The 21,737-nt window shown below is 57.6% G+C and carries 19 protein-coding genes and 3 pseudogenes; 12 read left to right on the top strand and 10 right to left on the bottom strand.

Annotated features, from left to right (window positions below):
* Nucleotides 1-5: 5 nt before the first annotated feature.
* A complete protein-coding gene (locus IEY12_RS12540; RefSeq protein ID WP_049986206.1) occupies nucleotides 6-596 on the bottom strand; it encodes an AsnC family transcriptional regulator in 591 nt (196 codons plus the stop codon).
* 134 nt (nucleotides 597-730) lie between these two features.
* Between IEY12_RS12540 and IEY12_RS12535 the strand changes: the two genes are divergently transcribed.
* Nucleotides 731-928: a heavy-metal-associated domain-containing protein gene (locus tag IEY12_RS12535; protein WP_049938510.1), complete on the top strand. Its 198-nt coding sequence runs from the start codon at nucleotides 731-733 to the stop codon at nucleotides 926-928.
* A 71-nt stretch (nucleotides 929-999) separates the two neighbouring features.
* Entirely contained in the window at nucleotides 1,000-3,783 is a 2,784-nt protein-coding gene (gene acnA / locus IEY12_RS12530; RefSeq protein ID WP_011222418.1) for an aconitate hydratase AcnA, read from the top strand.
* Between the two features lie 11 nt (nucleotides 3,784-3,794).
* Here acnA and IEY12_RS12525 read toward each other — a convergent pair whose 3' ends face one another.
* Complete coding sequence (locus IEY12_RS12525) at nucleotides 3,795-4,193, bottom strand: SHOCT domain-containing protein (protein ID WP_089649904.1); 399 nt, start codon at nucleotides 4,191-4,193, stop codon at nucleotides 3,795-3,797.
* 28 nt (nucleotides 4,194-4,221) lie between these two features.
* Complete coding sequence (locus IEY12_RS12520; RefSeq protein WP_011222420.1) at nucleotides 4,222-4,782, bottom strand: DoxX family protein; 561 nt, start codon at nucleotides 4,780-4,782, stop codon at nucleotides 4,222-4,224.
* A 114-nt stretch (nucleotides 4,783-4,896) separates the two neighbouring features.
* Here IEY12_RS12520 and IEY12_RS15995 point away from each other — a divergent pair, with 114 nt between their 5' ends.
* From IEY12_RS15995 to IEY12_RS12490, 6 genes are all read left to right on the top strand, one after another.
* Nucleotides 4,897-5,247: an ArsR/SmtB family transcription factor gene (locus IEY12_RS15995; protein ID WP_049938495.1), complete on the top strand. Its 351-nt coding sequence runs from the start codon at nucleotides 4,897-4,899 to the stop codon at nucleotides 5,245-5,247.
* Between the two features lie 3 nt (nucleotides 5,248-5,250).
* On the top strand, nucleotides 5,251-5,526 hold the full coding sequence (locus tag IEY12_RS12510; RefSeq protein WP_004515576.1) for a DUF7521 family protein: 276 nt from the start codon (nucleotides 5,251-5,253) through the stop codon (nucleotides 5,524-5,526).
* A gap of 137 nt (nucleotides 5,527-5,663) precedes the next feature.
* Nucleotides 5,664-6,059, top strand: a complete 396-nt coding sequence (locus tag IEY12_RS12505) for a hypothetical protein (protein WP_059059115.1) — start codon at nucleotides 5,664-5,666, stop codon at nucleotides 6,057-6,059.
* A 145-nt stretch (nucleotides 6,060-6,204) separates the two neighbouring features.
* On the top strand, nucleotides 6,205-6,402 hold the full coding sequence (locus IEY12_RS12500; protein WP_006183483.1) for a heavy-metal-associated domain-containing protein: 198 nt from the start codon (nucleotides 6,205-6,207) through the stop codon (nucleotides 6,400-6,402).
* A gap of 146 nt (nucleotides 6,403-6,548) precedes the next feature.
* A complete protein-coding gene (locus IEY12_RS12495) occupies nucleotides 6,549-8,831 on the top strand; it encodes a copper-translocating P-type ATPase (RefSeq protein ID WP_188884065.1) in 2,283 nt (760 codons plus the stop codon).
* Between the two features lie 238 nt (nucleotides 8,832-9,069).
* Nucleotides 9,070-9,435, top strand: coding sequence for a nucleotidyltransferase domain-containing protein (locus tag IEY12_RS12490; protein ID WP_229871294.1), 366 nt, complete (start codon nucleotides 9,070-9,072; stop codon nucleotides 9,433-9,435).
* Nucleotides 9,436-9,794: 359 nt separating this feature from the next.
* On the opposite strand, the gene IEY12_RS12485 is transcribed toward IEY12_RS12490, so the two are convergent.
* Nucleotides 9,795-11,048 (bottom strand): hypothetical protein, encoded by a 1,254-nt coding sequence (locus tag IEY12_RS12485; RefSeq protein WP_188884063.1) that lies wholly within the window; start codon nucleotides 11,046-11,048, stop codon nucleotides 9,795-9,797.
* Between the two features lie 412 nt (nucleotides 11,049-11,460).
* Here IEY12_RS12485 and IEY12_RS12480 point away from each other — a divergent pair, with 412 nt between their 5' ends.
* Nucleotides 11,461-12,027, top strand: a complete 567-nt coding sequence (locus IEY12_RS12480; RefSeq protein ID WP_188884062.1) for a hypothetical protein — start codon at nucleotides 11,461-11,463, stop codon at nucleotides 12,025-12,027.
* A 263-nt stretch (nucleotides 12,028-12,290) separates the two neighbouring features.
* On the opposite strand, the pseudogene IEY12_RS12475 reads toward IEY12_RS12480, so the two are convergent.
* Together IEY12_RS12475 and IEY12_RS12470 are read right to left on the bottom strand one after the other, a co-directional pair.
* Nucleotides 12,291-13,177 (bottom strand): annotated as a pseudogene (locus IEY12_RS12475) (IS1595 family transposase).
* A 65-nt stretch (nucleotides 13,178-13,242) separates the two neighbouring features.
* Nucleotides 13,243-14,217, bottom strand: coding sequence for a deoxyhypusine synthase (locus IEY12_RS12470; protein WP_188884061.1), 975 nt, complete (start codon nucleotides 14,215-14,217; stop codon nucleotides 13,243-13,245).
* A gap of 93 nt (nucleotides 14,218-14,310) precedes the next feature.
* On the opposite strand from IEY12_RS12470, the gene IEY12_RS12465 reads away from it, so the two are divergent.
* Together IEY12_RS12465 and IEY12_RS12460 are read left to right on the top strand one after the other, a co-directional pair.
* The gene (locus tag IEY12_RS12465; RefSeq protein WP_188884060.1) at nucleotides 14,311-15,048 is read left to right on the top strand and encodes a uroporphyrinogen-III synthase; all 738 of its coding nucleotides are present in this window, start codon (nucleotides 14,311-14,313) and stop codon (nucleotides 15,046-15,048) included.
* Between the two features lie 188 nt (nucleotides 15,049-15,236).
* Nucleotides 15,237-16,427 (top strand): ISH3 family transposase, encoded by a 1,191-nt coding sequence (locus IEY12_RS12460; RefSeq protein ID WP_188884059.1) that lies wholly within the window; start codon nucleotides 15,237-15,239, stop codon nucleotides 16,425-16,427.
* 314 nt (nucleotides 16,428-16,741) lie between these two features.
* On the opposite strand, the gene IEY12_RS12455 is transcribed toward IEY12_RS12460, so the two are convergent.
* The 4 genes and pseudogenes from IEY12_RS12455 to IEY12_RS15760 form a co-directional block, all read right to left on the bottom strand.
* Nucleotides 16,742-17,854, bottom strand: coding sequence for a hypothetical protein (locus IEY12_RS12455; protein WP_188884058.1), 1,113 nt, complete (start codon nucleotides 17,852-17,854; stop codon nucleotides 16,742-16,744).
* Between the two features lie 209 nt (nucleotides 17,855-18,063).
* Nucleotides 18,064-18,414: pseudogene (locus IEY12_RS12450) on the bottom strand (type II toxin-antitoxin system PemK/MazF family toxin).
* Nucleotides 18,411-18,782: a MarR family transcriptional regulator gene (locus IEY12_RS12445; RefSeq protein WP_188884057.1), complete on the bottom strand. Its 372-nt coding sequence runs from the start codon at nucleotides 18,780-18,782 to the stop codon at nucleotides 18,411-18,413. The pseudogene IEY12_RS12450 and the gene IEY12_RS12445 overlap by 4 nt, the downstream one beginning before the upstream one ends.
* Nucleotides 18,783-19,233: 451 nt before the next feature.
* Nucleotides 19,234-19,548, bottom strand: a pseudogene (locus tag IEY12_RS15760) (transposase); the annotation flags it as partial.
* Between the two features lie 496 nt (nucleotides 19,549-20,044).
* On the opposite strand from IEY12_RS15760, the gene IEY12_RS12435 reads away from it, so the two are divergent.
* Nucleotides 20,045-21,400: an AAA family ATPase gene (locus IEY12_RS12435; RefSeq protein WP_188884055.1), complete on the top strand. Its 1,356-nt coding sequence runs from the start codon at nucleotides 20,045-20,047 to the stop codon at nucleotides 21,398-21,400.
* Nucleotides 21,401-21,737: the final 337 nt, after the last annotated feature.

The raw sequence follows: 21,737 nt of genomic DNA, 5'->3' as shown, positions 1-21,737 counted from the left end.
CAGCGTTACGCTCCCTCTTCGAGTCGCTGATACCGATCGTCGAACCGTGTGAGACAGGACGGACAACAGAAGTGATAGATCTCTCCGTCGATTCTCGTCGTTTCACCTTGATTATCAACGGTATTGTTACATTCAGCACAGGTGAGTGCAAATTCGACGCCATCAACGGACGGCGTCCATTCAAGCTCGTCAATTAGTGTGACGGTGTAATCTGCTACATCGATCTCGTTAAAGAGTCCATCTACCCACTGACGTACGTTCTGGGCTTCAACACGGGCATAGAACCAAAGATCTCCTTCGGAGGTCGTGAAGACGTGTTCAACGCCATCTGACTCTCGAGCCCGCTCGCGGGCGGCCTCCAACGACGCTGAGCCGATTTCGGCCTGAATAAATACCGGTACACCAGCTCGGAGATGAGCCCGGTTGACGTCAATCGTGAAGTTGTTAATGATGCCAGCTTCCTGTAATCGCTTTACCCGGTCAGAAACGGCTGGCCCCGACAAGTCGACCTCCTCGCCAATATCGCTGAACGGGCGGCGGGCGTCATCAGCGAGTAACGAGAGGATTTCTAAGTCGGTTTCATCCAAATTGCGCATACGACCGCTTCGTCTCGCAGGATACATTATTGTTGCCCACAACACACCTTCGAAATCGGTGATCTAGGGCTGCGACAACATTGGATTCTAAGCAGAAAACCACATAGAATACTCGCCCCTATCTACGAATGGATATGACTCAGACAATCACCGTCGAAGGAATGACCTGTGAACATTGCGAGCAGACCGTCGAAGAGGCACTCGAAGAAGTTGAGGGGGTTACGTCCGCTACTGCGGATCGTGACTCAGAATCCGCGACGGTCGAGGGGTCCGCTGAACGGGATGAGCTTGTGACTGTGGTCGAAGACGCTGGATACGATGCCTCTGCGTAACAAATCCCGATTCTCGTCGAATCGGATTCGGAGAGGGATTGATACGACTGCCAATCCCAGGTGTAGATACTATGACTGATACACTTCCGTTCGATGCCGTCCGCGAGCTCGACGTCGACGGGACGACGTACAAGATGGCCGATCTTCGAGCACTCGAAGAGCAGGGGCTCTGTGACCTCGACACGCTCCCTGTGAGCATCCGTATTCTGCTTGAGTCGGTGCTCCGGAACGCCGACGGCGAAACTGTTACTGCAGCGGATGTCAAGAATGCTGCTGGCTGGAAGCCAGACGTACCGGACGCAGAGGTTCCGTTCTCTCCATCACGAGTCGTCCTGCAAGATCTCACCGGTGTACCCGCAGTCGTCGACCTGGCGGCCCTTCGATCCGAGGTCGACCGCAAAGACCGAGATCCCACCCTGGTCGAACCGGAGATTCCTATTGATCTCGTGATCGACCACAGCGTCCAGGTCGACTACTTCGACTCCGAGGACGCCTACGAGAAGAACGTCGAACTGGAGTACGAGCGAAACGCCGAACGGTATCGCGCGATCAAGTGGGCGCAGAACGCCTTCGAGAACTTCAACGTCGTCCCGCCGGGGACCGGTATCGTCCACCAGGTGAATCTCGAACATCTGGGTCGGGTCGTCCACGCCCGCGAGCAAGACGGCGAGAACTGGCTCCTGCCGGACACGCTCGTCGGCACGGACAGCCACACCCCGATGATCGGTGGCATCGGTGTGGTCGGTTGGGGCGTCGGCGGCATCGAAGCGGAAGCGGCGATGCTCGGTCAACCGGTCACGATGAAACTCCCCGAGGTCGTCGGCGTCCGTCTCGAAGGCGAATTACCCGAGGGCGCGACGGCTACGGATCTCGTGCTCCACATCACCGAACGACTCCGCGAGGTCGGCGTCGTCGACCGGTTCGTGGAGTTCTTCGGTCCCGGTGTGGAGAATCTCACAGTCCCCGACCGGGCCACGATCGCCAATATGGCGCCCGAACAGGGCTCGACGATCAGTATGTTCCCGGTCGACGAGCAGACGCTCGAGTATCTCGAACTCACCGGGCGTGATCCCGACCACGTCGACCTCGTTCGCGAGTACCTCGAAGCCCAAGGGCTGTTCGGGGAACAGGAACCAGAATATACTGAGGTCGTCGAGTTCGACCTCTCGACAGTCGAACCGAGTCTGGCCGGACACAAGCGGCCACAGGACCGGATTCCGATGGGGGACGTGAAACAGAGCTTCCGGGGACTTCTCCACGGGGAGTTCGAGGACGACCTCGATGATGTCGACGAGGACGCCTTGCAGCGGTGGCTCGGTGAGGGTGGTGCAGCTGATGCGGAGACCGACGGTGGCGTTCAGGTCGAACCCGAATCGGAACTGCACCCGTTAACCAAACGTGTCGAGGTCGACCTCGACGGTGAGACGGTCGAAATCGGACACGGAGACGTCCTCGTCAGCGCCATCACGAGCTGTACGAACACGTCGAACCCGTCGGTGATGATCGCTGCTGGACTGCTCGCCCAGAACGCCGTCGAGAAAGGCCTAGACGTCCCGCCGTACGTCAAGACGAGTCTCGCACCGGGTAGCCGTGTCGTCACGCAGTATCTCGAAGAATCGGGGCTGCTTCCGTATCTCGAAGAGCTCGGGTACGCCGTCGTCGGCTACGGCTGTACCACCTGTATCGGTAACGCTGGGCCGCTTCCCGATCCCATCGAGCAGGCAATCGACGACCACGACCTCTGGACGACGAGCGTTCTCTCCGGGAACCGGAACTTCGAGGCGCGTATCCACCCGAAGATCCGCGCGAACTACCTCGCGAGCCCGCCGCTCGTCGTCGCCTACGGGCTCGCAGGGCGGATGGACATCGATCTCGAACACGAGCCGCTGGGCACTGACGATGAGGGTAACCCAGTCTATCTGGCGGACATCTGGCCGGACGCAGCGGACGTGCAGGCCGCAATCCACGAGAACGTCTCTCCGGAGATGTTCGAGGAGAAGTACGCCTCCGTGTTCGAGGGCGATGAGCGATGGGCTGCTCTCGACGCGCCCACGGGTGACGTCTACGAGTGGGATGAGGACTCGACATACATCCGTGAACCGCCGTTCTTCAAGGACTTCCCGGTAGAGAAACCCGGCGTCGCCGATATCGAGGACGCACGCTGTCTACTGACGCTCGGCGATACCGTTACGACCGACCACATCAGTCCAGCCGGCCCGTTCGGTCCCGACCTCCCCGCAGGTCAGTGGCTGCTCGATCACGGTGTCGAGCCACACGAGTTCAACACCTACGGCGCACGTCGGGGCAATCACGAGGTGATGATGCGGGGGACGTTCGCCAACGTCCGAATCGAGAACGAGATGCTCGACGACGTCGAGGGTGGCTACACGATCCACCACCCGACCGACGAACAAACCACGGTGTTCGAAGCCAGTCGCCGCTATCGGGACGAGGGGATACCGCTCGTCGTGATGGCTGGCGAGGAGTTCGGAACTGGGTCTAGCCGGGACTGGGCGGCGAAAGGAACGGACCTGCTCGGTGTCCGCGCAACCATCGCCGAGAGTTACGAGCGCATCTACCGCGACAACCTCGTCGGCATGGGTGTGCTTCCCCTGCAGTTCGATGATGGCGACTCGTGGGAATCTCTCGGTCTGGATGGGTCGGAGGTCTTCACGATCCACGGCCTCGATGACGGGCTCGACGTGATGGACGAACTGACCGTTATCGCCGAGCGTGCGGACGGGTCGACTGTCGAGTTCCCGGTCACAGCACAGGTCGGCACGCCGGCCGCCGTAACCTATATCGAACACGGCGGAATCCTCCACTACGTCCTCAGACGCCTCCTCAGACAGTAACACCAACGCGGTCAGAAACGATCGTCGTCGGACACCAGGCGGGCGCGACGGTGATCAAACTCCTCGTCGTCGATTTCGCCACGAGCGTACCGTTCTTGGAGAACAGCGAGTGCGCTGTCATCAGTATGGCCGTCCGTAGGGGACCGCGTTGTCAGCCAGTAAACGGCGTAGACTGGGAGGGCGATCAGAAGTGCCATCCACAGGAGCCCGAACAGTATCATCCCCCAGCCCCAGCCACCCCAGCCGGCCATGTGGCCGCTGTTCCACATGCCGTCGTGCCAGCTCCACATCATTGATTCTGGGACGGTCGCGTGCGTTAGCGCCATTCCGGCGACGACGGCCAGAGTCAGTGCCCCAACGACGATGAATCCCAGAGAACGAATCCCGCGTGCTTGAATTGGATTTTGCATTGTTGTACTCCCAACGGTCTCGGCGTGGTTAGCCGAGGATGTATTCGAGGGCGGGGTAGCGCTCGACGAGCGTCTCGCCGCCGACGTCGTAGTTCTCGATGTACTGGTCGAGGCCCAGGATGCGGCCCGCGGCGAACGCGGCGACCGCGAGGAACACGAGCATGTACGCGAAGTCCCCGTTGATGAACCCGTGACCCATGTCCCAGTTGCCGAAGTAGAACATGAGCATCATCAGCGCGCCGAAGAACGCCGCGAGGCGGACGAACGCGCCGACGAGGAGGCCGAGGCCGATGAACAGCTCGCCGTACGGCACGGCGACGTTCGCGAACTCGACAAACCACGGCGTCGAACCCATCCACGCGAACAGGCCCGCCAGCGGGTTGCCGTTCGTCGCCGCAACGTTCGAGAGGTAGCCGCCGGCCGCGAACTCGCCGGTGATCTTCGTGAAGCCGGAGTACGCGAACGCGTAGCCCATCATGAGACGGAGCGCCAGCACGAACCACGCGCTGAGGCTGTGGACTTTCCCGCCGACGGTCAGGCCGCCGACTCTGCTCTCAAGCTGGTTCATGCCGGAGTCGAGTGTGGACATAATTATTGCACCTTCAACTATCAGTAGGCGGGTAGAGACGATATAATAGCGAGCCGGCGTTCTGAGTCAGAAAACCGGCGGGCTATATTACCCTCCTGTAGCGAGTACGGACGTGTGACTGAGGAGGCCGACCCGTCGGACATCTTCGCCACACTCGACGACGAGTACGCCCGCAACATCCTCGTGGCGACGAAGACCGACCGACTCTCCGCGAAGGAGCTCAGCGAGGAATGCGATATGTCACGCCCGACCGTCTCGCGGCGTGTCACCCGCCTCGTCGAGCAGGGCCTCCTCGAGGAGTACACGCACGTCGACCCCGGCGGACGGCACTACAGCGAGTACGAGGCGCGACTCGAGCGTGTCGAAGTACTCCTCCAAGCAGAGGGCTTCGACGTGCAGATCGATGTTCGGCCGGACCCCGCCGACCGGATTACGTCCATCTTCGAGGAAATGCGGGGAGACTGACTCATGGAACACACGTTATTCGTCATCGGCAAGCTGTTCACGACCGCCCTGGCGCTGGTGATCGCCTACCAGGCCTATCGCGGATACCAACGGCATCACACGCAGTTACTCCTGTACGTCGCGGCTGGCTTCGCGCTGGTCGGGCTCGGCGGCCTCCTCGAGGGCGTGCTCTTCGAACTCCTCCAAGTGTCGATTTTCGAAGCAGGATTCGTCGCAGCACTCGTCACCGCCGCCGGGATGCTGTCGATTCTCTACGCCCTGTATGCCCCGAACCCCTGAGGATTCGGGACGTTCATTCGAGAAGCGGCCTCTGGGCGTTGTTCCTCATTCGAAGTCGCTATTGTTCGGATTCCCCTTATTCTCACCAGTGTAGGGTCGCAGCGGGAATTATGTCCGTACCGGTCGTACAGTATCGTATGATTCGAACACTCGTGGGTGTCCTTGGCGCTCTCTCAGCGCTGTTCCCGGACAAAATCGTCAGTCTCTTCGAGAAACTTGCGATTGCGAATCGAAGCGGGGGAACAGTGAGAGGGTGGGTCCGCCCAGCTATCCGGTCTGAGGGCGTTCTGATAGCTGCGATTTCCCTCCTCAATGGGCGAGCATACGCGTGGCTGATGAATCTTACCGGTGTGTTCGGCGCTATCGTCTTCCTGTTTCCCGATCTGTATCGAAGATTTGCCACCGCGTTCCTGTACGAGCGTCCGGAGTCGGTCGAATGGAACGAGCGATTCCGCTCGGGTATTCGGGCTATCGGCGCACTATACGTCTTTTTAGCGGCGAAGACGTATCTGGAGCGCCACAACGGTACCTGAGTCTTCCCGCATCGTCAGTTGCTGAATCTGAAATTTGGTTCGTTTCGGCTGCACGTATCACTTGGAATCTAAAGTTTGACCCCCAAGAGACCAGTATAATCGAAGGGGAAATCCGCTAAAGAGAGGGAGCCGTATGTACCTCTGTATGACGACGACCATCACCGTGGAAGGAATGTCGTGCGGTCACTGTGAGCAGACGGTCGAAGAGGCCCTTGAAGAGGTCACTGGCGTGACTTCCGTGACCGTCGACAGGGAGAGTGAACAGGCAAGTGTCGACGGTGAGGCAGAGGTCACGGCCCTCGTGGCGGCCGTCGAAGACGCGGGATACACCGCTCACGCCTGAGTATCGTGCGCTGCGGATAGCACAAGTCGCTTCGAGACGACGACTAACTGTTGTCTTCGGAGCTCGTCTACGCTGGTCCTGCTGTACGGTCTCAGGGCCGAAGATTCAAGAAGCCGGCGGAACCACCTCAATAGAGAACATGACTCATGGACGACCACAAAGATACAACTGAGAATTCCCCGGGAGGAGAGGACCAGCCGGACACCACCAGTCACCAGCACGAACACGGTGAGCACGATGAAGCGGTCGCGGAATCTGACGAGGAAGGGGTAGAACAGGAGCTACTAGAGGAGGAAGCTCACCCTGCTGCGGCAGGTGAGATGGCGTCCCACGAGCAGCACGAACACGCCGGACACGAGGGCGACGGGCACGGCCACGGTTCCCACGAAGGACACGGTGAGGGCCATGGCGGGATGCACGAAGGCCACGAGCAGATGTTCCGGCGGCGTTTCTTCGTTTCGACGCTCCTGTCGATTCCCGTTCTCCTGTACAGCGAAATGCTGCAGGGGTGGCTCGGCTTCTCCGTCCCTGTATTCCCGGGGAGCGAGTGGATCAACCCTGTCTTCGCGGTCATCGTCTTCGCGTACGGTGGCGTTCCATTCCTCCAGATGGCACTCCCGGAGCTGAAAGACCGGTCGCCGGGGATGATGACGTTGATCTCGATGGCGATCACCGTCGCGTTCGTCTACAGCCTCGCAAGCGTAGTTTTCCCCACACAGTCGGCGTTCTTCTGGGAGCTCGTCACGCTGATCGACATCATGCTCTTGGGGCACTGGATCGAGATGCGGTCGGTCCGCCGTGCCTCGAGCGCCGTCGACGAACTGGCGAAGCTGATGCCCGACACCGCCGAGCGCATCACTGACGAGGGAGAGACCGAGGAAGTCCCCGTCAGTGACCTCTCCGAGGGTGACCTCGTGCTCGTCCGGCCGGGTGCAAGTGTCCCTGCGGACGGTGTCGTTGAGGAAGGAGAGTCGGACGTCGAGGAGTCGATGATCACCGGTGAGTCGAAACCGGTTTCGAAGGAGCCCGGTGACGAGGTTATCGGCGGGACGATCAACGGCGACGGCAGTCTCCGCGTCCGCGTCGCTGCAACGGGCGAAGAGACGACGCTCGCCGGCATCATGCGCCTCGTTGAGGAGGCCCAGCAGAGCAAGTCCAAGACGCAAGTGTTGGCCGACCGCGCGGCCGGCTGGCTGTTCTACGTCGCGCTCGGTTCCGCAGTCGTGACCGCAATCGCGTGGACGCTCGCGATCTCGTTCGACACGACGGTCATCGAGCGCGTCGTCACGGTGCTCGTCATCGCCTGCCCGCACGCCCTTGGGCTCGCCATCCCGCTGGTCGTCGCCATCAACACGTCACTCGCGGCTCGCAACGGGATGCTCGTTCGCGACCGCATCGCAATGGAAGAGTCGAGGAATCTGGACGCAATCATCTTCGACAAGACGGGGACGCTCACCGAAGGCGAACACGGCGTTGTCGACATGGCGACCGTCGACGGCGTCGACGAGGACGACGCGCTCGCCCTAGCGGCGGCCGTCGAAAGCGACTCCGAGCACATGATCGCGCGGGCCATCCGCGAGGCCGCCGATGAGCATGGTCTCAGTACACCTGACGCGGGCGACTTCGAGGCAATCAAAGGTCGAGGCGTCCGAGCGAGCGTTGACGGAAACGAAGTGTACGTTGGCGGGCCGAATCTGTTGACCCAACTCGATAGCGAGATCCCCGACCATCTCCAGCGGTTCGCTGACGAGGCCGGTGAGAACGCCCAGACCGTGGTGTATCTCGTTCGTGAGGGAGAGTTGATCGCCGCGTTCGCGATGGCCGACGTGATCCGCAAGGAGAGTTTCCGCGTCGTCGACGCCCTCCACGAACTCGGTGTCGAGGTGGCGATGCTGACCGGCGACTCTCAGGATGTCGCTAATGCGGTTGCTGACGAGCTAGGTATCGATACGGTATTCGCGGAGGTCCTCCCCGAAGACAAGGACAAGAAAGTTCAGGAGCTCCAAGACCAGGGCAAGCTCGTGGGGATGGTCGGCGACGGCGTGAACGACGCGCCGGCGCTGACGCGTGCCGATGTCGGCATCGCAATCGGGAGCGGCACTGACGTCGCCGTCCAATCGGCCGACGTTATCCTCGTCCAGAACAACCCGATGGACGTGGTACGGCTGGTGAAGCTCAGCAAGGCGAGCTACCGGAAGATGCAAGAGAACATCATCTGGGCGGCCGGCTACAACGTCTTCGCCATTCCGCTTGCAGCAGGCGTATTGGCTCCGCTCGGTATTCTGCTGTCCCCCGCCGTGGGTGCGCTCTTGATGTCGCTGAGTACAGTAATTGTCGCGATCAACGCACAGCTGCTCCGCCGCGCCGATCTGTCTATCCCCAATCTTTCAGGCGGGACACCATCTACGGAGGCACAACCCGCTAACTGAGGCCCTTTCCTTTCTGGTCCCATCAAGAGGGCTTTTTCTGGGTGTTCCGGCCAATTATCGTATTATATACTTGTCTGTCCCCGACAATACCACACTACAAGCACTAAGAAAATAGCCCGAATCGCTCTACCTACCCAGAACCGTACTTAGAATTATCAGACTACCAAGCAACCCGTCTTCTCTGTAATCAACGGCCGGTCGGGGAAAGATAATGACGACGGAGCGTGTAGTCAGGCGTATGAGCAGTATGACCGCGGACGAAGCGCTCCCGGACGGCGTCCACGAGGAGGCAGCGTCGGCGTTCGTCGAGCGTGCGCGGTCCGGCTACGGCGACGACCTCGCCGAGCTGTACGTCTTCGGGTCGACTGTTCGTGGCGAGGCGAGCGGCCGGTCGAGTGACGTCGACGTCCTCGTCGTTCTACGCGACGATGTGAATCACGACGCCGTCGCCGACTCCCTCCGAGATATCGCGTACGACGTAATGCTCGAGTACGGCCCGCTCGTCGAGCTCCACATTCTCTCCGAGTCGACGTTCGAGCGCTATCGTGAGGAGGGGAACCCGTTCGTTCGGACCGTCGTCGACGAGGGGCGTGCGTATGCCTGACGACGACGCGCCCGGGGCGGCCGCAGTCGAGGACCAACTCCGCCAAGCACGCTAAGCGCTCTCGGACGCCGAGGGCGCACGGAACGCGAACCTCTCCGACGCGGTCGTCATCAACCGCCTGTACTACGCCTACTTTCACGCCGCACAGGCTACGACCGCGGCTTCGAGCCGACGACTCCCTCCTTGCACGGACCCGCCAATTCGTCGCCGAAATGGAGTCCCTCTGTCCCTCCACCGACTAGCGACATCCCACGCTCACTTCGATGACCTCGACGATGGCGACGGTGTCGTCGTACCCGCACAGCCAGCGAGTGCGAACACCACCAGCGCGATTGCGCCGGCTGCCCTGCGAGACAGCATCAGTCGAAGGCTTCCCTGAGTTGCTCACGCATATGCTCGCGACGGAGTTGGCGGGCGCGTTCGTCGGAGAGATAGTTTTCGAGGACGACTGTCGAGTCACTCGAGCCCTGCTCGGCGGCGATCTCCTCGATACTCTCCGCGACGTCCTCGACGGCCTCGGAGTACGCCGAGTACCAGAACCGACGCCCCATCTGGGGGACCGGGGGCTCGCCGCCGATCTCCGAAGGCAGGCCGGTGCGGGTGACGAGGTCGGCGAACCGATTACGGACAGTTTGGTTTGCGATGTGGCCACTCGAGGACTGTGAGGACGGGAAGAGGTGGCCGTTCCACTCCTCACGCTCGCTCAGTTCGGTGAGGCGGTCCTCCAAGACATCGACGCCATAGAGGAGGGAGACCTCGCCGGGGCCGTTCTTCCGTTCGTCGAAGGCGACGAAGGGCGGGTCGGCGTCGAGTGCGAACTGCGAGGCGTGGAGGCCTGCGACCTCGCCGGATCGGAGCCCCCAGCCGCAGAGTGCGATTACGAGCAGGCGCTCTGCCACCGTCTCTGTCGCGTTGGTGAGCGCACGCACGTGCGTAGCGTCGAGCGCGACCGGGTCGCCGTCGGTCTGGCGGTCCCAGTTGTACTCCTCGCCGACGCCGGTGACGGGGTTCACGCTCGCCCGCTGCCGGCGAAGGAGATAGTCGTACCAGTGCGAGGCCGCTTCGTGGATGCGGGCGACAGTCCGGTCGGCGAGGTCGTCGTCGGCATCGAGGCGGTCGATAGCTGCCCAAGCGGCGTCAGTCGCCCTGTGCGCGGGGACGTCTCCCCCAGGGTCCACGCGTCGAAGTACCGCGTCCTCCCCCGTCGCAGCGTAGTACGCGCGCACATATCGATTCAGCCGGCCCCGGAGCGCCTTAATCGACGACTCGGAGAGGTCGCCTCGATTCCGCCGCGAATCGAGGAAGGACTCGAGCGCCTCGACAGTCGCCTCGTCGTCGACAGCCCACTCGTAGCCCTCGGCGGCTTCGTTCTCGCTGTAGCCGAGCTTCTCGCTCCAGAACGTGCCAAAGGTGGTGTCGTGATGTTCCCGGAGCGTGTAGAGAAGCGTGCGGAAGCCGTTCTCTCGCAGCCACGCGTGCGTCGGTTTTTCCGCCGTTGGGTCGTGGCCGTCTGCACGGAATTCCGGCTCGACGTGTTCCTGGTAGGCGTCGGCGAGTTCGTCGTACTCCAGTAGGCTCCAGCGGACATCGCCCGAACTGCCCGAGATGGTCAATCTAAGCCCCCCATATTCACTCGTCTCAGCTATTCAGTTGCTTTCCTAATAATTCTGGTGCTTGTGGAGACTACGTGAGTCTCCACAACTCCAATCGAAAACGGCGCCTATAGTCAGAATAGGGGATAAATCATATATCGCTATATCGAATCGTCGATTTGCGAAGCACAGGTTCGGAAGGTAGGAACCTACAAATCAAAAATTATCTGACGTTTATTGGAGTGATAGAACTTGATTCGACCAGTCTACCGTCCTACTGTCCGGAATATCAGCAATCTGAGTTCGGTCGGTGGGAAGAGGCCCCGAGAATTCAGGGACGAGGACCTGCCCGAGTCTCGGCACACTACCAACCTGAATCATCTCACGTTCTTCTTAGCACGAAGTACTTATCGGTGGCTTTCGGACGAACTGTATGGGCCTGTTTGAAACCCTATTTAGTTCATCAACTGGGGACACCGTCCCAGAGACCCAACAGCCAGACCAACACGAGATATTCCCCGATGAGAAGTACAATGTCGCCTACACCGTAGCCGCTCGACGTGAAGAAATTATGGCGTTAGAACAACTGCTGGAAGCTGATCAATCCTCACCAACTGCTTTGGAGTCCGAGCCATTTCTTCGGGATGCAATCGAGGATATGGAGCGTGACAGAGGAAGCTCCCTTCGACTTCGTACATCCGGCGAGGAGCTCGTTGGCGATGTCCGTGAACTATTGAATCATTGGGATTCGCAGGTGGATGGTCAGATCGGGACGATTTGGTGGCCGATCGGGGCAGATACGACGTTCCGCCTGTATCTCCACTATTTAGAGGCCCGGGCCGATGCAGAAAGAGACCAATTTTCGTTTCCAGAGTCCGCTGGCCATGTTCATACTCTCGTCCAGCGCGGTCTTAGTGCAATGGAAGATGACGACGATGCAAAGCTCGCTGTAGTGCACAAGCGAGATATTCCCTGGGAGGAACCAACGGATGATCAATAAGAAGGCAACTAATTCGTTCAGGTCTATACCGGGCTCTCTCCGGTGATTCATTCTAGTTGCTCTCTCGGGACAACGCCTTTGCTATATGGCGTCCAATTGACTGTTGTAGATGGCCGACAAACCGTTCCGGTCTCAGCTTAGTAAAGCGGAGCAGGAGCTGTCGGAGATCTTTGACGGCACTCACTTGGTCGGCTTCCGGAACGACATTGAGTCAATCTGGACAGAGAATCGAGCGGAAGAGTCGTGGAATATTGACTCTACGCTCATCTGTAGAAGTCAGTACTTAGGATTTTCTCGAACCACCGGTCTGTGTTGAGTGTGAGACTGAAGAAGTTCAGATAGCCCTGTAAGTGGTGTTTTGAGACGCCTCGGAACCTTCGCAACCAGTTGCGAAGGAAGCTGTGGCGGTTCTCACAGCTGTTCGTGTGAGCATCACCGACGACGTAGTGTTCGTCGTGATTGATGGCAAGATGGCCATCAATCTCGTCGTACTCGTCGATTCCGTCGTAGATGGTGTACTGATCCGTGCAGAGGATCGCCGGATCGTCTTCATCACCGTATTCGACGATGTCTTCGTCTACGTCTTCGAGATCCCCACGAACGAGGAACCGAACTCGTCCGTCGCTCCGACGGACGAGTGTCACGACTGGCGGTTTGTCTGACTCGAAGGTTCCGCGTCCCTTTTTTTGAGCCCACGATCACGCGGCTAATCTTGGTCAAGACCCTTCTCACCAGCCACGACGTAGACCTCGTCAGCTTCACAAACACCAGTGAGATCAAACTCTGGATCGTCGTCGAGAGCGTCTTGGACTTCATGGACGAAGTCCAAGACCGTCTTGTATGTTCGGTCAAGTTCCTGAGTTATCTCTGCTGTCTTGTCTTCTTCCATCCCTCGGATGATATGGAACATCTCCGGGAGTGAAAGCTTGTGCTCGGAAAATATGGTCTCGGTAAGATCGTTGAAAATGCTGTCACAGTTGTGACAGCGATAGCGTTGAGCGCCCTTTCTCGTCGTCCCCTTCTTGATCGTGTCCGCACTCTCGCAGTGCGGACACGTCACCTCCTCTGGCCATCGCTGCTCCCGGAGATACTCCAGACAATCGTCCTTATCAGGCAGAAAGACCTCGTCCACGCTCTCTCTGCTGACCATCTTGGGGCCAGCTACGAACTCCACTCACAAGGAAGTATTCACTGCTACAGATGAGCGTAAGAATATTATTGTTTGAATGCTTCCGCCACAAGCAACGGGAAAACGAGTGTTGCCTCTGCCTCGACCTGTGTGTAATTAGTCTGCTCTTCCTTGATTTTCCCCCAGGAGACCGCCTCGTTCGGCGGCGCTCCTGACAGCGACCCGTCGCCCTCCATCCCCGTCGAAATATAGACGACGTAATCCGCTCCACCCCGGAAGAGATTCGTCATGATCGCATGGTGTTTCGGCACGCCACCACCAACCGCGATGAGGCCCGTTGTGTCCGCTAGCAATCCATCCTCGATGAGTGAGTCGTAGTCGTCCAGTATCTCGATGCCGACCTCCGAGTCGTATCCCTGTCGGTAGTAGTACAGGAAGTTACCGACTTCAGAGTCCGTCAGCGCCGGGCAGTACACCGGTACGTCGTTGTCCGCAGCCTGCTTCAACACTGAATCCTCGTCGTCGAGCGTCTCTCCTAATTCGCGTGCGAACGCTGTCGGCGTCCGAACCTTTTCCTCCGCGAAGAAGTCATCGAAGAAGTCGTAGAGATACTCCTCTAACCATACGTACCGATCGGAGGGGACGAAGAGATTCCCAAGCCGATTGATTCCTCGTTCTCGAAGCGCTGCCTCGTCTGCATCCCACTTCCCCATTTTGAACGGTCTCGCCGTCTTGATGACGTCTTCGGTCAGCGATCCGGACGTCGTGATGAGTACATCCACGTACCCCTCCCGCACGAGGTATGCGACGGCCTCGCGCAGTCCCGATGAGATGATGTTCGACGTGAACGTGAGGTAGACGGTGGCGTCCACCTCCTGCATGCGTTCGGCGATGTCGATGGCCTCCGCGAGCTGCGTCGCCTGGAACCCCGTCGTCGCATAGGAATCTAGCATTTCGTGAAAGTCGAACTCCCCGCGGAAGTCGTAACCGTGAACGTCCGACGTGTTCAGTTTCTCTCCACTCCCGGGGACAACGTGCTCGTGAGAGTCGTCTTCGTCCATACCGCTAGATAGCTTGGTGATTGGTTTCAATCGCTCGGGATCGGTCGCTGCACTCTCGGTACAAACAAGTCCATCAGCAACAGATCATCTATTATGCCCAAGCCGAAGGTCGCCGTCCTCCGCCCGGACGATAATCGTATCGTCGAGGCAGTCCGATATCTTCAATCGCTGGGTGTTTCGCCAGTCGAAGATCCGATGCTGACCATTTGTCCGACCGGCCAGATTCCTCATCAAGCGGACTATTGCATCTTCACGAGCAAGACCGGAGTGGAACTCGCTGTGAAGCAGGGATGGCGTTCAGAGGGAGAGACGGTGTGTGCTGTTGGCCCACAGACTGCTACCGCATTACGAGAACGAGAGTACTCAGTAAACGTTGTTCCCTCGACGTTTACTTCCGCTGGTCTCGTCGAGGAGCTGTCTGACCATGTTGAAGGGCAGACCATCGAAATCGCTCGAAGCGCACATGGAAGCAACGTGCTGATTCAAGGGCTAGAAGAAGCCGGTGCAGTTGTCCACGAAACCCATCTGTATCGTTTAGAGCGACCGAGTACCGCAGGTCAATCGGTTTCACTTACTGTAGAGGGTGAGTTAGACGGGATACTATTCACCTCCCCGAAAACGGTGAGACACTTCTTCGATATCGCAACTGAACGAAACAGTACTTCTGCATTGCAACGGGAGTTAAAGGAGACGACCGTTGGGGCGATTGGGGCACCTACGGAACGTGCGCTCCATACAGAGGACATTGGCGTGGATGTCAAACCAGACTCTGTGAGCTTTGAACAGCTCGCAGAAAACGTCGTTCGAAGAATCGACGATAAGCAAGGATAGCTCAGTGAAGAGTTCATCGACCAGTTCTTGAAATACAGACCGTGCGTCTATCACCGTCAGTTCCCCTCTCGGAAGAAATATCGCTAGTTGTCCGCTCTGGCTCAAGAGGCTGATTGCTGACACATAGTGGTCAGTACGAAGCGACTGAATCGCTCGTGTGATTCAGTCGCTGTCCGGATAGATGCGTGATGAGGCTACCAAAACTCAAACGCATCATCACAGATCCGGACGAGTTCCTTTCGGACAGCCAGCTAAAGTCTCTTAGCATGGAGTTGCTTGAGCTGATACCAATGGACGGAATCGAGGGATCACCCCTCGATTCCGAACAGATCATGGAGGTCGTGCTACGGGCTGCCGTTGACACGACCTCTGTCAACGCAGTCACAGAGAACACCGAAGACACACCAGATCGGAAGGCAGTGATGGACTGGTTACACACCTTGGAGAAGGAGTCGATGCTTGATACTGTCAACGATGTCCTTGCGTTGCTGGCAATGACGATTCTCGACCGTGAGAGGTCGAGAACCATCTGCCTCGACTTCATGGACAACCCGTTCCACGGGTATCCAGACGACGAAGACGAGATCCGCCGAATGAAAGCTCGTGATGGCACGACGAAGTGCCACCGCTACTGCACAGCGTTTGTCCTCGCCCAAGGGAAGCCACTGACGCTGGCAATCGAACCAGTTGACGGCGATGACAGCAAGGCCGACGCGGTCGAGCGCGTGCTCGCCCGCGTCGAGCAGTATCCGTTCGAGACCGAGAAGATTCTCATGGATAGAGCAGCTTACGCCGGTGAATTGATTGGCGTCCTTCGGGAGACAGCGCCGCCAGTCTTTCCGGTCAAGACCGGGAAAGACTCGCTCCGGGAGAAGCTCTCGGCGGCAGCGTCACACATGACCGAAGAGACGATCTGTGAGGGGAAAGAGCACGAGCAGACGTATCCGCTGGCGGTGAATGTCACGTACCACAACGGTGATCGTGGGAAGTCAGGACTCAAACAGATCGGGTACGCGGCGTACGGTCTGGAAGACCGCACGCCGCAGCAAGTAGCGGCGATCTACAACCATCGGTCATGGATCGAGAAGAGCTACGAGAAGTTCCGCGAAGCGCGTGCTCTGACGACAACGCCATCGACGACAATTCGGCTCTTCTACGTGGGTGTCGGATTTCTGTTGGAACAGCTGTGGGTCGTGTTAGAGTGGGCCGTGCTCGCCCGGCCACGGCGTGGCGGGCGAGCACTCCCGGTAGAGTTTGCGTTCAGCGCGGTGTTTCTCCACGGGATCGAACGAGTGTTGGACGAGGAACTCGGTTGGAAGAAGAAGCATCGGACAAACGGGGAAGGACTACCGTCAGGATATGACCACGGACTCGGCTGAGCCACCTCGCTTCGCCTGAAGCGAGGTTGACGGAGAGCGACAGCTCTGTTTTGAGAGCAGTCTGAGCGACGGACGTAGCGAAAACAGGCAGATGTTTGAGATTATCTCAACGCTCCTCAGCGTCAGAAGCATTTTTCGTCTCGTTTTGCCGCCCTTATCGCGTGAGGATAGACTTTTGCTGCCGTCGTTATCGAGAGAGCGGACAACTAGCGAATATCGACGCCGAGTGTTACGTACTGAGGGCGTACCTAACGAACGGTTTCCATTGACTTGGTAGCGTCCGGTGGTTTCAACAGAGCTGTTTCGAGGAGAGTCTAGTTGGTCGCGGTCCAGAGTGGAGAGAGATTGCCGTTGATGAATACATCTTCCCGAAGCGAGAGAGGGATATCATCAAAGACAGCCTCAAACTCGTCAGGCGCTAAGTTCGGACAATAATGGACGTTCGGTTTGGTGCGGACCCAGAGATGATCGTCGCGCCGGAACTTGATTTTCAACGGGTAGTTCTCGCGGTCAATTTCCCACGCCCAGCGTCGACCTTTGTCTTGGAAGTCTTTTTCCTGATATCCCTGACTTGAAATTAGCCAATTACGGAGCGCTGTGAGATCAGGAGTGGGCTCTGGCTGGTTTTCAGTTGGGACGCCAAAGGTCGCTCGGCGGGTGTCCTCGTCAATTTTGTTCAGGAAGCGTTTCCAAACAGGTTCAGTGATCGTTGCGGTCCCCGACTGGGTGGACTCACCGTAGGATTCTGCAGCAAACTGAATGTAGTACTCAGAATCATCGTTTACACCGACGTTGAGGTACTTCGGATGTGAGTTATTGATTGCGCTTTCTCCGACACGGCGCTGAATCTGGTCCGTAGAGCGGAGCCAGTCTGTGAGCTCGGAGAGCAGATACTCGTTAACAGTCCATTCTGAACGTAGCCGTTGGTCGTTACACTCTGAGTCAATATGGTCCCGGAGTGTTGTATAGACATCTGCCCATTGGATTTGTGTCCACGACGTATCGTCTTTGATTTCGGTGATATCGAAATCCTTCGCGTATCTTCGAAGTTGGCCTTCATTGAGTGTATTTGAGCCGACTTTGGCTTCAATGAAGATCGTCGCCTTTCGCTCTTCACCCTCATAGGCTTGGATTCGGGCGTCAATCTGACTGTCTTGGTCTCCAGGTTCGCCTCGGAGAAGGCGGTTATTAGTTGAGAGGCCGACGAGGTAGCGAGGTTCGTCTTGTGGGTCGCTTGTTGTGACTTCACTTCGGTATCCGAAATGGAGGTCGGTTCCCCAGTCGGTTGGATCGTCGTGGGTTGCCGCTCGTAGGAAGTCAAGAGTGGTTTTCGGGTGTGTATCGTGTAGTGTTTTTAGTAGTGCGTGGACGGTATTTTTCTCGGGTCCGCCGTCGTCGTGGAAGAGAAACGTCTTCTCCGGTCGCATCACTTAATCGACATTTAGGGGACAGATAATACTTCCCATTCCGTTGAAATAGCTAACGAATGCCACAGTTGACGTGGGTCAGGAAACACAGGCTGTCTTTTTACTTACTAGGTTCGCGCTCCGTACGAATGATAGCTACGTGTGATATTCAGCTCGCATGCCTATCTAAGCCATTTCACCACCTCTGCTCAAGCGAAACCGCGAAGAAGCTATTGTAGTTCTTCGACGAGCGCAGCCACCGCCTGATCAACGAGATCGCTGGCAAGACAGCCTTGCCAGAAGTCGATATCTTCGTGGTCGATCGATTGGACACCTCACGGAACGATTCGACTGTCATCCGGGGTCCCACCACGACGCCAACTCCCCTCTGGAATCTTGATCAGTCCGTCCATCCAGGATTTCGTTGTGAGCGTCACCGCGATATACTGCTCGCCGTGGAACGGACGCCCGTCGTGGTTCGAGAGAACGAGCCAGGGACGCGCGTCTTCTTCGCCTTTGAATGGATCATCCCCGTAGACGACATCGCCACGCTCGAAAATAAGCGTCTCTCCAGCGGTCACTGTTCATCCTCAACGCTCGGGTGTGGTTCATCGGGTGCGTGCTCACGCCATGCCTCCGTATCTTCCTCGCCGAGCTGCTCGTTGAACAGCGTGGTCGCCCGTCCGTAGCCGCTGTATCCTTCGAGGCGCTCCTCGTCGTCGGTCACCGCCCAGTACGTTGCCTTGTGTTCGACGAGGTCACGGTCCTTCAACCGCGAGAGCGCCGTACTAACTGCGCTTTCGTCGACGCCGATTTGGGACGCGATCTCGCGAGCCTTGAACGCCCGAACCTCGTGAGCTGCGAGAAAGCCGAGCACCAGTTCAGGAGCAGAGAGGTCCTCAAGCACGTCCTCGCTCGCGTTCTCGAACGTTTTCCTGTCGATGGACATTGTTGTGTGCTACTAGGACATCCATCGATAAGAGTGTTAGACGTGAGATGAGTGAAAGTAGAGTGAGTTCCCGATTCAGCATGAGCAAGGTTCATGCACAGATTTTGTCGGTGTGCATTCTCAGTGGTGTGTAGGCTTACCAGTTTGTCGTGGTTTCGAGTTCTCAGTGGGAAGGGCGTACAGGACCATTTCGACCGAGAGCTAGTCACGGATCTCGTGCACAATTTCTGTCGTTCGGAACTATAGATACCCCAGTCGCTCCGAATGTGCACGAGAACCCGCGAAATTTGGCCCATGGTTCGACGATTCGTGCCTCTGTTACCCCGATCGAGCCCGTTCAGCCTCCGAGAAACCGACCGGAAAACCGAGTTCGTTGCAAAACCGGTGATTTTTCTCGACGAGTCGATAGCGATGCCTCTCGCCACCCGCTCACACCGGCCTCTTCACGAGGTTACGGTGGGACGAGCAGCGACGAGCGAACGAACTCGAGGAACCGCCTCGCAGGGAGGCGAGGCTTCGTCCGCTGCTCGACGCAGTCTAAACTCACTTGGATGACGAAGTCCACGAGCAGCCACATATCGTAGAGTAGGACGGCGAATCCGAAGTAGAACCACCGCACTGAGAAGTTCTTACTCGTGGTCATTGCGAGGCAATCCTTGATCGTCTTATAGCTGTTCTCGATGCCCCAGCGACGGCTATATCGATTAATTATCCCCTCCGTCTCACTCCGATCTGACAACGTTTCGTCGTCGACGTCGAGGTTCGTCGCCGAGACGTGCTCCTGTCCGGACTACCAACAGCGCGAACCCGACGGTGGTTGCAAGCATCTCCGTCGCGTCGACCACGAAATCAAGCACGGACGAGTCCCACGGCCGGATGGTCGACTTCCAATGTAGTCGTTGTTGAGTGATGTCCGTTTTCCACCCCCTCCCCGTTTGCAAAGTGAGCTAGCGAAAAAGAACGAGCGGTAGATGACCCGGTGCGGGTGTAAGCAGGTAATCCACGAGAATGACCCTTGATGACCAGCTGAAGTGACCCTGAATTAGAGAAGGATTTATGTATATGGTAGATAAACTAAATCCGTACTGCAGTACCTGGAACCGTTTACTGATTACCAATAGTTATACCTATATGGTTTTCTGCTCTGTTCCAACTGCCATCTCTTCTTGTCCCCTGGCTCACTTTGCAAACGGGGTGAGGGTATCCGCCTAACTCTGCATATCGTCGAAAGGGTTATTGCAAAGTGAGGTGATGTCCTGTGTATGTCTGATGAGTCAGGACCGCTCTCCATCTCGGAGCAGTTAGCCGGAGACTATCACTCCGTTTTCCGAAACAAGGATCTCATCGAACCAGAGACCATCGTCGATGAAGACCGCATCGTCGGTCGTGATGAACAGCTCAATCTCATCATTAATACTCTCAAGCCTGCTCTCCACGACGAGCACCCAGAGGATATGCTCCTACGTGGTCCGTCTGGGACCGGGAAGACGCTTTGTGCCGGAACCGTCGCCAACAAGACGATGGAAATCGGCGCCGAGAGAGGCATCGAAATCGAGTATATTGAGGTCAACGGAAAACACAAGAAATCGGAACACGAGGCTGTACACCAGATCGCGCATTCTCTTGAAGCGAGTCTCAACCTCGAGCAGACCGCAAAGCGCGGTATCTCTACCAGCTCGAAGTACGACCGTATCTTCGAAATCATCGACGAACATCTTGACCTCGCTATCGTCGTCCTCGACGAACTGGACCTCCTGGTCGGTGAGACACGCGCCAAGGACGAAGTTCCCGCCTTCTCGGATATTCTCTACAATCTTACTCGATCGAAACGGATCGGGAACATGGACTCCTCTATCTCTCTGATCGTGACGACGAATAGTCCGAGGAGCCTCATGGATGGACTCAACTCTCGGACCGCCAGCACGTTCAATCCCTCTGAAATCTCCTTCGATGACTACGATGCGTACGAACTAACCGAGATCCTCGAATACCGCCGTGATGCTTTCCGAGAGGGTGTTCTCGGTGACGGCGTAATTGAGCTCGTCGCTGCCGCTAGCGCTCAGGGGGAGGGTGACGCTCGATTTGCCATTGATCTCCTCCGTGAAGCTGGTAACATCGTCAACCGCCTTGAGGACGACATGGTTCTTGAACGGCACGTGGAGCAGGCGCGTGATGAAGTCGAAAAGAACTACGTCGCCGATATCGTCGAGAAAGTCTCCCATCAGAAGCAAGTTTCTCTCCTCGCGACAGCTCTCGTCGCGATTCATGGCGATCCGGTTCTGGAACGAGAACCGATCCTTCGTTCGAACTGTGTCCCTTCTTCTGTGGGATACACACTGTATCGATGGGTTCAGGAACAGTCGAACTCGGAGGTGCGCTCGAAGCACAGCTATCTGCGGTGGATGCGGGAGCTCTCGACGTACGAGGTCATCAAGAATAACCGACGTGGACGTGGGAACGAGCAGGGGATGTTCTCAGAATACGCGTTTCCTCATCTCAACCCAAAATCGATCGTTCAAATTATTGCGAAGGATGACCCTCTCCTTTCGGAGATTATCGAGGACGAAGAGACGATTAAAACGATTGCCCGATCGAATCTCAAGGAGTTCGCTTCCTAACGGCAGACTTCGACTGCTCACTTTGCAAACGGGGCCTCCCCTTCTTGTGGAAGTCCGCTGTCAATCTCACTTTGCAAACGGGGCCTCCCCTTCTTGTGGAAGTCCGCTGTCAATCTCACTTTGCAAACGGGGTGTCTACGATTTTGAAGCCGTCCTTGCCGGCGACCGTTCCAAAGTACTTGGTTGACACGCCGGCGCCGCTCTCGCGCTGGGGCACTAACGTAAATCCGATACGGACGTGTCCCGCGGCCAGATAGCTGCCTTCCCGAAACTCCCCGGTAGGAGAGTTAACCAACGAGAGAACGTGAAAACCAGGTCGCTGTTGGTTAATATAGGG

The organism is Halarchaeum grantii (assembly GCF_014647455.2).
Lineage (GTDB): Archaea > Halobacteriota > Halobacteria > Halobacteriales > Halobacteriaceae > Halarchaeum > Halarchaeum grantii.
This window is presented reverse-complemented; position numbering and strand designations above follow the sequence as displayed.